The sequence below is a fragment of the Bacteroides sp. AF39-16AC genome (assembly GCF_003602735.1).
Lineage (GTDB): Bacteria > Bacteroidota > Bacteroidia > Bacteroidales > Bacteroidaceae > Bacteroides > Bacteroides uniformis.
In genome coordinates, this window is the sequence record NZ_QTLN01000010.1 from 103235 (window position 1) to 116423 (window position 13189).

Annotated in this window: 7 protein-coding genes and 1 pseudogene; 2 read left to right on the forward strand and 6 right to left on the reverse strand. The window is 48.1% G+C overall.

The genetic code is table 11. The features are described from left to right. Positions 1 to 80: 80 nt before the first annotated feature. The 5 genes from DW039_RS10595 to DW039_RS10615 all read right to left on the reverse strand — a co-directional run bounded on the left by DW039_RS10595 (position 81) and on the right by DW039_RS10615 (position 6026). Positions 81 to 1319: an ABC transporter permease gene (locus DW039_RS10595; RefSeq protein ID WP_005829766.1), complete on the reverse strand. Its 1239-nt coding sequence runs from the start codon at positions 1317 to 1319 to the stop codon at positions 81 to 83. Further along, on the reverse strand, positions 1319 to 2497 hold the full coding sequence (locus DW039_RS10600; protein WP_009037852.1) for an ABC transporter permease: 1179 nt from the start codon (positions 2495 to 2497) through the stop codon (positions 1319 to 1321). Before DW039_RS10600 ends, DW039_RS10595 begins: the two co-directional genes overlap by 1 nt. Positions 2498 to 2524: 27 nt before the next feature. Further along, positions 2525 to 3514, reverse strand: a complete 990-nt coding sequence (locus tag DW039_RS10605; RefSeq protein ID WP_005829771.1) for an HlyD family secretion protein — start codon at positions 3512 to 3514, stop codon at positions 2525 to 2527. A gap of 45 nt (positions 3515 to 3559) precedes the next feature. Further along, positions 3560 to 5026, reverse strand: coding sequence for a TolC family protein (locus tag DW039_RS10610; RefSeq protein ID WP_008664221.1), 1467 nt, complete (start codon positions 5024 to 5026; stop codon positions 3560 to 3562). A 121-nt stretch (positions 5027 to 5147) separates the two neighbouring features. Then, positions 5148 to 6026, reverse strand: coding sequence for a hypothetical protein (locus DW039_RS10615; RefSeq protein WP_005829777.1), 879 nt, complete (start codon positions 6024 to 6026; stop codon positions 5148 to 5150). 230 nt (positions 6027 to 6256) lie between these two features. Between DW039_RS10615 and mdh the strand changes: the two genes are divergently transcribed. Beyond that, complete coding sequence (gene mdh, locus DW039_RS10620) at positions 6257 to 7198, forward strand: malate dehydrogenase (RefSeq protein ID WP_005829779.1); 942 nt, start codon at positions 6257 to 6259, stop codon at positions 7196 to 7198. Positions 7199 to 7292: 94 nt separating this feature from the next. Beyond that, positions 7293 to 10550 carry a S41 family peptidase gene (locus tag DW039_RS10625; RefSeq protein ID WP_117963363.1) on the forward strand — a complete coding sequence of 1086 codons (3258 nt, stop codon included), beginning with the start codon at positions 7293 to 7295 and terminating at the stop codon, positions 10548 to 10550. A gap of 1524 nt (positions 10551 to 12074) precedes the next feature. Here DW039_RS10625 and DW039_RS21255 read toward each other — a convergent pair. After that, a pseudogene (locus tag DW039_RS21255) lies at positions 12075 to 13184 on the reverse strand (glycoside hydrolase family 105 protein); the annotation flags it as partial. Positions 13185 to 13189 lie beyond the last annotated feature (5 nt).

Sequence of the window (13189 nt, forward strand, 5' to 3'; positions counted from 1 at the left end):
GGAACAAATTGTTCTGATACGCTGAAACAAAGTGTTCAAACGCATGTGAACACTTTGTTTCGTAGGCTTGGAACAATGTGTTACGCTTCTATACTCTTATGCTTCTTATACTCTTCAATCACATGTTTCCTGCTCTGCAATATCTGCCAGCGATATACCAGGCACGTGGTGATGAAGTAGAAGCCCGTTTGTATCCATAGTGCCTGGTACTCGAAAGAGACTTCATTGAGTGTGGCTCCCATGCTGTTGATGCGTACGTAGCCGTTGATGCCGAAGGTAGAAGGGAAGATGTACGAGAAGTACTTCCAGAAAGCGGGCATAGCAGCTCCCGGCCATGAAATGCCGGAGAGGAACAGCAGCGGCACGGAGGTGAACACGAACAGCAGCATGCACGTTTCGCGGTTGCGGATGGCAATGGATGCTGTCATGGCAAAGAAAATACAAGCGGCCAGGTAGGGCAGGGTGAACAGAGTCAGGACACCGGGTATCGCTATTTGGTTGAGGCTGAAAAGCCATGGAACCACACACAGTATATATACCGATACCAGTGAATATACCATGAAGTAGCTCAGCCCTTTTCCCATCACAATGCGTAGTGTGCCGTTGTAGTGGCGGTTGATAGGCACCAGGTCGCGGAAGCGGTTCTGTTCGCGTGCCGTCCCGGCAGACAAGCCGATGCCGAGTAGCAGCGTTTGCTGGATAATCAATACCAATACTGCCGGAATCAGGAAAGCGGCAAATCCGTTGGTTGGATTATAGAGGGCGACATCCTCATACTCTATCGGGTAGGCGGTAATCTCGTCCTGGCGGTCGGTGGTATTGGCGCTTCGCTCCACTTTGATGTCTGCGTTCATGGCAAGCGACACGTTGGTGTTGGCAGTCAGCAAGGCTTTGTAATACAGCAGTCCGCTCATGTCGCAGAAGATGCTGACCTGCGTTTGCTTACCGCGTACAATGTCGTCGCTGAAGGTGGAGGGGATGTAGATAATACCGTATGCCCTGCGGTCCTTCAACATCAGTTTGGCTTCTTCCATATCAGCGCAGTAGCTCACGAGGCTCACTTCGGGACTGGAGTCCACTTTCCGCAGGTATTCGCGGCTCAACGAGGAGCGTGAGTCATCCACCACGACAGTGGGCACTTCGTGGATAGTTTCGTTGGTATAGATGAAAGCGTATATCAACGGATAGACCAACGGAACGAGCACGAAGAAGATGAGCACGCCCTGGTCGCGGAAGGTGGTGCCGAATTCCCGTTTCCATATATAGAACAAGTCATGAATGCCTTGTATCACTTTCTGTCTGAACGTCAGGTCTTTCATTAGGGCATGTATTTATAGTAAACCAACGCTCCTTTCAGCCTATGGGCTATGAGGAACGGGAGCATCATGAAAATAAGCAGCGCTACGTAGTTGACCCACGAGTAAATCATGGGGTATCCATTCAGTGCCTGGTCCACATAAATCAGGAAATAGTGGCGCAGGGGGAACAGATTTGCCAATGCCTGCAATACGGGGTGCATGCCCATGGCAGGGAATGACAATCCGCACATGGAGAAAGAGAGTACGCCCCATAGGGAAGCGAAACTGAGTCCCAGACGCAGGGTAGGCAGGGTTCCTATCATCAATATTCCCATGCCTTGCGATGCCAGCACCAGGCAAAGGGTGGCAAGCAGCATCGGCAGGATGCCGCTGTTGCAGGGAAAATGGAGGAAACCGTAGAGGTATACATTATATAATATTCCCATCAGGAAGAAGATGGCGGTATGCGGCAGCAGTTTGCCGGCAAGGGAAATCCAGATGGAGTTGTTGCCCATGCGCAGCCATTCGCGGGCGGTGCGGTCTTTTATCTCGACTCCGATGGAATAGACGGTTACCATGAAGATAAGCAGCATCAATACGCCCGGTGCAAAGGTGTTGCACAGATATACGGAGTAGTTCAGCCACGGGTTATTGAGTGGATGCGTATCTATGACGATGGGTTGGAGGAAGGCCATCGCTTGTTCCTCGGTAGCTCCTTTGGCATATAGGGTGCTACGTGCTGCGGCACCGGATGCCAATTCGCTCATCATCTTCATGTCCTTGAAGAGGAGTGAACCTGCGATGAGCAGGGTATTGTTTGTATAGAAAGAGAGTTTGGGCTGCCGTCCGGCCTGCGCTTTGGCAGAGGTACCTTCGGGAATGTAGAAGAAACCGTAAATCTCTCCGCGCTGCATGGCGGTACGGGCTTCGTTGATGGTAGGGTAGCGGGCGACGACGGCTGTCTGCTCAAAAGCGTCCAAGTTACGTATCAGCTGGCGTGAAGTGGCACTCATGTCTTGGTCCACCACACCTACGGGCATGTCCGTAGGAAGCCCGGAGTCCATCAGCGTGGTGAAGAATATGTAGCAGAACAACGGTGCTATCACCATACAGAACAGATAGAGCGGGCGGGAAACAAGACGGCGGCATTCGCGTCTTGCTACATTCCACAAAGCCGTATGTTTCTTATTTCTTTCCATCATCCTCTCCAATAACTCATAACTCCTTTACTTCTTCAATACAACACTCATTCCCGGACGCAGTCCTTCCACCTTCTCTTGCGGAGCGGCTTTTACTTCGAATGTTTTCAGGTCGAACTGGCCGGTAGTCTTGGTCGCTTTCCAGGCGGCATATGTGCCGAGGTCTTTCATATAGTACACTTTCAGGCGGATATTCTTATCGAGTGCAGGGATGAACGCCTCGAATTCGGTATTCATACCCAACCCTTGCAGCAAGTCCTCGCGTACATTGAAGGTTATCCACATATCGTCCAGAATGGCGATGTTCATAATGGGAGCACCCGTGCCCACGAGCTCGCCTACTTTGGGGAATATCTCGGATACCTCACCGGCAGTCTGTGCAATCAGGTAAGTTTCCTTGATGTACGATTCAACTTCGGCCACAGCTCCTTTGGCACGTTCCACCAAGGCAGCGGCAGCGGCTTTGTCCTCGCGTTCCGCACCGTTCTTGGCCATATCATACTGGGCTTTGGCGGCTTTCTCCGTAGCCCGGGCTGCATTGCGTTGGGCGGTAACTTCGTCAAGCTTTTGTGTAGACATCACGCCTTGGTCGTGCAGGTTCTTCACACGCGTGTAGGATTTTTCGGCAATCTCCAGTCCGGCCAGTGCCTTTTGCCACATTTCATAGGCAGCTTGTATCTGTTCCCGACGGGCGCCTTTCAGAGCTTTTTCGTTCTGGGCTTGGGCTGCCGATTCGGCGGCGCGTGCTTGTTCCAGTTTGGCCTGCACGTCCGGAGCCTCCAAAATGGCAAGGGTGTCTCCGGCTTGTACGCTTTGTCCCTCTTTTACACGAAATTCCAGAATACGTCCCGGCACTTTGCTCGATACTCGATACTCCGTTACTTCTGCTTGTCCTTGCACAATTTCCGGCCCTTTACGCAACATGAAGAAACCTACAAGGGCAACGATGGCAATCACTCCCGTCAGCGTGAGGAATGCCAACAACATGTTACTGTTTTGTGATTTTGTATCCAACATATTATTTACTATTTGACTGTTTACTATTTACGATTGAAGAAACTATCAATTATCAATTGTCAATTCCCCCGTTGCCTTTCTCAGATAGATTTCCGTCAGTTTTACGTCAATCTGTGCGTCTATCTTTTCCGATTGGGCAGAAAGCCATGCGGTGTGCGCTTCGAGCACATTGCTGGCAGGTATAACGCCTTCCTCAAAGCCAAGTGTGGCGTATCTCAGGTTCTCGTTGGCTTTTTCCAGGTTCTTTTCGGCCATGGTCAGTTTCTTGGCAGCTTCGTTCACTTGGAAAGCCGACTGGTTGACCTGCAGCTCTATCTTTTCTTTGGCGTCATCCAACTGGTATTGGGCGATGCGTGCTTCCGATTTGGCAGCTTTTACTTTATAGATGCCTTCGCCCCAGTGCCAGATGGGTACCGACACCATGACACCCACATTCCACATCCCCTTGAACTTTTTCTCGAAACTGTTGAAGACGGAAGGGTTGGTTGCCATATAGCTGCCCATTAGTGCTATGGAAGGAAGATATTCCGAACGGGTGACATTTACTTTCTGCTTATAAATCTGCGTGGCAAGTTCCAGGCTACGCACTTCGGGACGGGTAGCATAAACATTGTTGATGTCGATGGCACCGTTTTCCGGAGTAGTAGGAGCCAGGTCTTCCTTCTGTTCGTCTGTGAGCATGACGGGAGTGGAAAGGTCGAGACCACACAATTGGCACAGCAGCATCCGGGCAAGGCTCAGGCCATCGGTTACTTTGGTCAGGGTCATTTCGGCCTCATTCACTTTTACTTTGATGGAGAGTCCGTCTGCTTTGGTGGCAACGCCTTCGGCAATCATTTTGTCAACGTCGCTGTCGAGCTTCTGCAGTAGTTTCAGATAACCTTCTGCCAGCTTCTTTTTATGGGCAAGGGACACTACCTGCCAATATGCCTGGTCTGTACTCAGGATTACTTCCTGCATACCGGTGTTGTGCTGCTGGCGGGCCAGCTCTTCGGCGTATTTGGTAATTTTGTTGTAGGCACGTATCTTGCCGCCCATATATAGGGGTTGGGTCAAGGTCAGTGCGCCCGCATACATGTTGCGGGTGTCTGTACGAAAGGCGTCAACCAAGGATTGGCCTGCACCGTCGAGGGCACCTACCAGGCTTTGTCCTAAAGCCGGCAATTGGCCTGCCAGTTCTGGATGAAGCTGTGCGATGACTTGGGCAGCCTGCTGTAACGGTCCGCTGAGACTTGTACCCAATCCGGACAAGGCTCCTTTCTGAGCGTCGCTGAGGATGGACAACTCTTTTTGACTGCGCATATATCCGCCGCTGGCCGAAATGTTGGGAAGGTAATTAGTAAATGCCGCTTTCCTTTGATAGTGGGCAGCGTTGATTTTTTCCTGGCTTATCAGCAGTTCTTTGTTGTTGGAGATTGCCAATGCACGGCAACTATCCAAGCTTAATGCTTCCTGGGCCTTCATGGGGAAGGATAGGTATGCCAAACAGATGAAACAGAAGAACTTTTTCATTGGGCTATACATTAATTAAGGTGATGAATCTGTTGTTTATACAGCAACAATAATTGCATAAACAACGATGCAAATGTATAGGCTTTCAATGATATTGCAAAATAATTTAGATTTTTTTGTATTAATTCAAGCTGAATGATTGCGAACCGATAAGGGTACCGTCAGCAAAAATGTCTACGCGGTAGGTGCCTGCATAGAGGTATTCTTCTACATCCCAATATACGGTGACGGCTTGCTCTTCTCCGTTGTATTCTATATACTTCTTGATGGAATATACCAGTTCCCGGTTCTCGTATGGGAAGGTGTTCGAGGAACTTTTGGTCAGCACGTCATTGTCCGGTTTGGTGATGCGGATGTAGAGGGTACGTTCGCCGGTCTCTGCAGTGATGTTTTTCACGATGGAGAAGTTTATTTTGAACTTCACGATGTCTTTCACCTTCTTGGCAGTCTTGCCGCGTTTGTTTGTGGGCTGCACAGAGATGTTGGTGGCGTCCAGTTGGGCGGCAAGTGTCACGGTCTTGGTCAGGTTCTTCTTCTCTTCGGACAAGTTGCTGATTTGCCGGGAAGCGGCGTTGTACTTCTTGGTGACATCGGCTATGATTTCCTTCTGTTGAGCAGTCAGGCGGTTTAGCGAGTCAATCTGGTTGATATAGCCTATCATGACTTTGCGGAGAGAGGCCAGTTCCTTCTTCAGACGGCGTATCTCGGTGGCATTGCTGCTCTTCACGGTGCGGAGTTCTTCCAATAAACGTTGGGTCTTCAATTGTTCCTGCTCCAAGAGTACGGAGAGGGAGTCGTTGGAGACTGTCAACTTCAGTTCGTCATATTGTCTGGCGAAGTCTGTGTATTGATTTTCAAGGTCTTCTTTATCCAGATTGAATTCCATCACCAGTTCCTTGTTGGTTTGCTTTTCGGAAATCAGCAGAATGGTAACTCCTATTAATAATAAGATAAGGAGGCTGCCTGCCACGATGAGAAGTGTATTCTTCTTAACTGCCATTTTTGATAATGATTAATGGTTAAGTGATTAATGGTTGGTGGCTGATTATTCGTCCTACATTCATTAATCGTCCGCAAAATTAATCATTAATCATTAATCATCGTCCACTAATCATTGGCTAAATGTGTATTTAACTAAAATTATTACGGAAATATTTCTCTAATTACGAAGTTCGCTGTACTTTTGCGTCATCTTTAAAGAACACTTATAAACAAAAAACTTTAGAAATTATGTCAAAAGTAACCGTAGTAGGTGCAGGTAACGTAGGTGCTACATGCGCTAATGTGTTAGCCTTTAATGAAGTGGCTGACGAAGTGGTAATGCTGGACGTGAAAGAAGGCGTTTCAGAAGGTAAGGCAATGGATATGATGCAGACTGCTCAACTGCTGGGCTTCGACACCACTGTTGTAGGTTGTACCAACGATTATGAGAAGACTGCCAACTCCGACGTTGTAGTAATTACTTCCGGTATTCCCCGTAAACCGGGTATGACTCGTGAAGAATTGATCGGTGTTAATGCAGGTATCGTTAAGTCGGTTGCACAGAACATCTTGAAATATTCTCCGAATGCTATCCTTGTGGTTATCTCCAACCCGATGGATACCATGACTTATCTGTCATTGAAGTCTCTGGGCTTGCCGAAGAACCGTATCATCGGTATGGGTGGTGCTTTGGACAGCTCTCGTTTCAAATATTTCTTGTCTCAGGCTTTGGGCTGCAACGCCAACGAAGTGGAAGGCATGGTTATCGGTGGTCACGGTGATACTACCATGATTCCGTTGGCTCGTCTGGCTACTTACAAAGGACAGCCGGTAAGCACACTGCTGAGCGAAGAAAAACTGAACGAAGTGGTAGCTTCTACTATGGTAGGTGGTGCTACACTGACTAAGTTGCTGGGTACTTCTGCATGGTATGCTCCGGGTGCGGCAGGCGCTTATGTCGTTGAGTCTATCATCCACAACCAGAAGAAGATGATTCCTTGTTCAGTATATCTGGAAGGAGAATACGGTGAATCAGACATCTGTATCGGTGTTCCCGTAATCCTTGGCAAGAACGGTATCGAGAAAATCGTTGAACTGGAACTGACTGCTGACGAAAAAGCTAAATTTGCTGCCAGCGCTGCTGCCGTTCACAAGACAAATGCCGCTTTGAAGGAAGTAGGTGCTCTCTAATTGAGGGTAACTTAAAATGATAAGCAAACCTCACGGTCTTTTTCCGAAAGGAAAAGTCGTGAGGTTTTTTTATTCTCCAAAAACAAGAATCATTATGAAAAAACTACTATTAGGTATTGCTGCCGCTTGCCTGGCTGGTTTTACTTTTGCGCAGGATGCTCCGCTGTGGATGCGTCATAGTGTCATCTCTCCCGATGGGACCACCATTGCTTTTACGTATAAAGGAGACATCTATACGGTGCCGGTTGCCGGTGGACGTGCCATGCAGATAACTACCAATCCCGCATATGATACGGCTCCGGTATGGAGTCCGGACAGTAAGCGGATTGCTTTTGCTTCGGATCGTATGGGAAGCCTGGACGTCTACATTGTGGCCAAAGACGGAGGCGAACCACGACGGCTGACTACCCACTCGGGAAGCGAAACGCCGCTTGCTTTTACAGATGCCGGACATGTCTTGTTCTCTGCGGGCATCATGCCGTCTGCCGAGGCTGTTGTCTTTCCCTCTAACGGGCAGTTCAACCAGGTCTATCGAGTATCAGTGGAGGGAGGGCGCCCGACGATGATTTCGTCCATGCCTATGGAGTGCATCTCCATCAATAAGGAGGGAGCGATGTTGTATCAAGATAAGAAAGGTTACGAGGACTACTGGCGTAAACATCACGTATCGCCCATTGCCCGTGACATCTGGATGTATACTCCGGGAAAAGAACCGCAGTACCGCCAGCTGACCACTTTCGGAGGAGAAGACCGTGAACCGGTTTGGGCTCCTGATGGAAAAACATTCTACTATCTGAGTGAGGAAAACGGCTCTTTCAATATCTACCGACGTACTCCCGGAGATGCGAAGGCCGTGCAGTTGACGCACTATACCAAAAATCCGGTACGCTATCTCAGTGCCGCTACGGACGGAAGGTTGTGCTATGGATTTGATGGTGAGATTTACACCCTGCTTCCCGGTGGAGAAGCGCAAAAGGTGAACATCAGCATTGTTTCCGACAGAAACGACAAGGATATTATCCGCCAGATTAAGAGTAGCGGTGCCACGGAAATGGCAGTGTCTCCGGATGGTAAGGAAGTGGCTTTCGTTTTGCGCGGCGATGTCTACGTCACTTCAGTGGAATATAAGACTACGAAGCAGATAACGAATACTCCTTGTCAGGAACGTACCGTAGACTTTGCCCCCGATGGGCGGACACTGGTTTATGCTTCCGAACGTGGCGGGCTTTGGCAACTTTACACTTCGACGATTGTGCGTAAGGATGAAAAGCTGTTTACCTATGCCACAGAGCTGAAGGAAGAACGCTTGACAAACTCGGATGCCGCTTCTTTCCAACCCCAATACAGCCCTGACGGTAAAGAGATTGCCTTTCTCGAAAACCGCAGCACCATCCGTGTCATCAATTTGAAGACAAAGGATGTGCGTACCGTTATGGATGGCAAGTATCAATACTCTTATTCGGACGGTGACCAGTGGTTTCAGTGGAGTCCGGACAGCAAATGGATTCTTTCGGACTATATCGGTGTAGGTGGATGGAACAACAAAGATGTTGTGCTGCTGAATGCCGATGGCAAGGGTGAAATGGTGAACCTGACCGAGAGCGGATACAACGATGGCAATGCCAAATGGGTATTGGGTGGAAAAGCCATGATTTGGACCAGTGACCGTGCGGGGTATCGCAGCCACGGCAGTTGGGGAGCCGAAGACGATACTTATATCATGTTCTTTGATGCTGAAGCATACGACCGTTTTTTGATGAATAAGGAAGAAACCGCTTTACTCGAGGAAGCGGAGAAGGCAGAGAAGGAAAAAGCCGGGAAGAAAGACGAAAAGGATGCCAAGAAGAAAAAAGGGGATGCCGACAAAGATAAGGAGAAAAAGGTAGAGCCGTTAAAGTTCGACCTCGCAAACCGCTTTGACCGTATTGTACGCCTGACCGTCAACTCCTCGCATATGGCAGATGCCATGCTTTCTGCTAAAGGGGATAAACTCTATTATCTTTCTGTTTTCGAGGATGGGTACGATCTTTGGGAACACAATCTGAAAGAGAATGTTACAAAAGTTCTTTTGAAGAAAGTAGGTGCAGGCGCTTTGCAGCCTGACAAGGAAGGGAAGAATATCTTCCTTTGTGCCCGCGACGGAATGAAGAAGATAGAGATTGAAGGCAGCAAGATTTCTCCAATTGAATTTGAGGCTTTCTTCGATTACCGCCCTTATGGTGAGCGTGAATATATCTTCGACCACATCTGGCAGCAGGTAAATGATAAGTTCTATGTGGCAGACTTGCAAGGTACGGACTGGAATGGATACAAAGAAACTTATAAGCGCTTCTTGCCGTATATCAACAATAACTACGATTTTGCGGAAATGCTGAGTGAGATGCTGGGTGAATTGAACGGTTCTCATACGGGAGCGCGTTATTATGCTTCGGGCGCAGCACTTCCTACGGCTGCTTTGGGAGTGTTCTATGATGAAGCTTATGCGGGCGATGGATTGAAGATTAAAGAAATTATAGCTCAGAGTCCATTGACGAAGAAAAAGACGGATGTCAAGCCGGGCTGTATTATCGAGAAAGTGGATGGTGTTGCCATTAAGGCTGGCGCTGATTATTTCCCGTTACTCGAAGGTAAGGCAGGCCGCAAGGTGATTCTCTCGGTCTATGATCCTGTTACCGGAAAGCGGTTTGAAGAAACCTTGAAGCCCATATCTTACGGTGCCCAGAATGAGCTGTTGTATAAGCGCTGGGTGGAAAACTGCCGCAAGAAGGTGGATGAATATTCCGGCGGACGCATTGCTTATATTCACATCAAAGGTATGGATAGTCCGAGCTTCCGTAAGATTTACTCCGATTTGTTGAGCGAAAGCAGTCGTAAGAAAGAGGCTGTTGTGGTGGATACCCGCCATAACGGAGGCGGGTGGCTGCACGAACAAGTAGCGACGTTACTTAGCGGCAAGGAGTATGAACGCTTTGTGCCGCGTGGCCAGTACATCGGCAGCGATCCTTTTGACAGATGGCTGAAACCTTCGTGTATGCTGGTTTGCGAGGATAATTACAGCAATGCCCACGGTACTCCTTTTGTGTACAAGACGTTGGGTATCGGTAAGCTGATAGGTGCTCCCGTGGCAGGAACCATGACTGCTGTCTGGTGGGAAAGCCAGATCGATCCAAGTATTGTATTCGGTATTCCGCAGGTAGGTTGCATGGATATGCAGGGCAACTATCTGGAGAACCGCACGTTGCAGCCTGATATCCTGGTCTATAATGAACCGGAAGCTGTTTTGAAGGGAGAAGATGCACAGCTGAAAGCGGCGGTGGACCACTTGCTGAAGAGGTTGCCGCAAAAGAAATAGATGGATTGGACTTTATAAACAAGAGGCTGAATTCAAGATTGAATTCAGCCTCTTGTTTATAAAGTCGATGGGGTGTCTTATTTATTTTACAGTTACTTCTGACAGTTTTAACCAACCAGAATTAGTGAAGGTTCCCTTGGCAGAGATATCCAGCCCCTTAACATTGCTTCCATTGCCTTTGGTTGTATCGACTAAAGCTACTGCCCAGGTATAGGTTCCTTTTTTTACCCCGTGAAGTTTGGGAGTGAACTCATAGGAAGTGGGATAGCCTTTTATCCAGACGGATAAATCAGTATTGTTGTCCAGATAAGAGTAGACTACTTGATTGTCTTGGTTCAATAATGCGAAAGCTACTTTATACTTTTGGTTCCATTGTGGTATATTGGTTGGGCAATATCCCCAGCCTAAGTTGTTCCAGCGATGTACTATCTTTATTCTTGAACCACTCTTCATTTCTTTGGGAACTACAATGGAATCGGGATATAAACGATAACCTCCTTCGGAGATGAAACGCTCAACCAAAGGATAGGCATCACGGAACCAACTCATGGTTTCGTCTCCTACACGGAAATCCATCATGTTGACATGAGCTTCCTGACCGTCTTCAAATTCTCCGATACGCACATCTTTGGCTGTTTTGTAACCGCTCGGGTCATTGTGATAAGGGTGCTTGCTCACAATCCATCCACCTTCCAGTAGAACCGGGCGTTTCATAATCCAAGGTTTCACATAGTTTCGCTCCCACTGGCCGTAATACTCTCTCATTCCGAAAGCATCATGACGTAAGGAAAAGCCTTTCTCGCAAGCGCTGTCCAACAAGCGTTTACTATCGGGATCAAAATTCTCCTCACCTGCCCAGTCTTTGCCTGCACCCATCCAACGATGGTAGTTGATAACTAAAGGTACTTTGGTGAAGTGTTTGACGTAGAGGTCTGTAATCCAATTGAACACAGCTTCCCGGTTCTTGGGGTCAATGTACTTCATAGTGTGTGCCTCACCCCATTTGCCAAGACCGTAGCCGTCTATAAATTCCACCAGGTCAGGGTCATTGTATTTTTGGGCAAATGCTTCTATGAACTTTGCATATTTCTCCTGGAAGATAGGGTCATCAGGATAGGGAGAGCGTTTTCCATTGTCTGTATAGTATTTGGCTCCTGCATCGAATACATAGGCCGGAGTGGCTTCATTTTTTCGGTCGCGGCTGTCGACAACTACACGGAAAGAGAGACGCATACCTCTGTCGAGTGCCCCTTGAATTACTTTTTTCAACTTTTCGTTGGTATCCCAGCCGTAGACTCCTTCGGCGGGATTGAAGGTACTCCAATGCGTACGGATATAGAGTGCGCGTGCATAATCGGAGATTTTCACGGTTGTTCCTTTTTCCGGTACATAGATATGGTCGTATTTCTTCCAGAAGTCATCGCTGACATTCTCATTTGCATAAACAACCCAACCACTTAAAGGGTTTCCCTGCATGGTTTTTCTGTCTGGCCAGATTTTTATATAATCAGCTTCCGTATCTACAGCCATCTTGTATATCTGGCATCCTGCTGCAAGAAACGCACCGACACCGTAAACTTCTGTCATGTCACGCGTCACTTTACGGGGGTCGGCACCGATAGGCTGTACCCAGCCAAGTTTACCGCTTGCATCTACAGCATCGGTCAGTGCCTTCCAGCCTTTTATAATGACTGGCATGAAATCGTCTTCACTCAAGAGTCCCGCATTTACGCCATAGGCCAACGCATATACAAAGAAACCGGTGGAACTGGTTTCGGGAGAAGGATAAGAAGCCGGATCCAGAAGGCTGGCATGCCAATAACCGTCTTCGTTCTGCAATCCGGCGATACGGGTACATAACCGGATAAACAGTTCTTCGTAATAAGCGCGTTCCATCAAGCCTTTGGGCAACTCCTGCAATACTTCTGCCAGACCGGCCAGTACCCAGGCATTTCCACGTCCCCAGAACACCTTTTTGCCATTGGCTTCTTTTTTACCGAAATAATGCCAATCGCGGTAGAAAAGGTTCTCTTCCTTATCGAATAGGTATTCGTAGGTAGCCCGGTATTCATTGTCCATGAATTGGAGGTATTTCCGGTTGTTGGTTTCACGGTATAGCTTGGCATAAACCGGGGGGGCCATAAACAAGGCATCACACCAGGTCCAGCGTTCTAGGGTTTTGTTGTCACCATACTCCAGTTTGAATGTACCGTTGGATGGATGGTTGACAATCCATTCCGTACGTGCCAGGGTAGGAGCCAGTATTTCCTCTTTTTTATATTTACGGTATAAGTCAATGAATGATTGGGAAACGGTTATATCGTCTGCATGGTACAACCGCTGATGGGGTTGCCAGCAGTTTCGTCTTCCTATTTTATAGAGCCATTGATAGTAGGTGCTGTCATTGTACTCCTCTTCTGCCAGTTTAGCCCAATCTACCATACCTACATAAAGTGCTCCATTGGTCCAATCCAGGTCGTGGTGTTCGTGGGCAGTGTTAGGATTGGAAATTTGCCAGTCTGCCACTTGCTTCATTTTCTCTTTTACTTCCTTTTTGCTGAATGGCACTTGTGCCATGATTGCCATACTGATAAACAGAAAGGCTGCTGCTGTTAATTGTCTGTGTATCTTCATGATTG

Excerpts from the sequence above, each read along its gene's own strand:
- mdh (WP_005829779.1), top strand. The coding sequence starts at position 6,257 with ATGTCAAAAGTAACCGTAGTAGGTGCAGGTAACGTAGGTGCTACATGC.
- DW039_RS10605 (WP_005829771.1), bottom strand. The coding sequence starts at position 3,514 with ATGTTGGATACAAAATCACAAAACAGTAACATGTTGTTGGCATTCCTC.
- DW039_RS10615 (WP_005829777.1), bottom strand. The coding sequence starts at position 6,026 with ATGGCAGTTAAGAAGAATACACTTCTCATCGTGGCAGGCAGCCTCCTT.
- DW039_RS10595 (WP_005829766.1), bottom strand. The coding sequence starts at position 1,319 with ATGAAAGACCTGACGTTCAGACAGAAAGTGATACAAGGCATTCATGAC.
- DW039_RS10610 (WP_008664221.1), bottom strand. The coding sequence starts at position 5,026 with ATGAAAAAGTTCTTCTGTTTCATCTGTTTGGCATACCTATCCTTCCCC.
- DW039_RS10600 (WP_009037852.1), bottom strand. The coding sequence starts at position 2,497 with ATGGAAAGAAATAAGAAACATACGGCTTTGTGGAATGTAGCAAGACGC.
- DW039_RS10625 (WP_117963363.1), top strand. The coding sequence starts at position 7,293 with ATGAAAAAACTACTATTAGGTATTGCTGCCGCTTGCCTGGCTGGTTTT.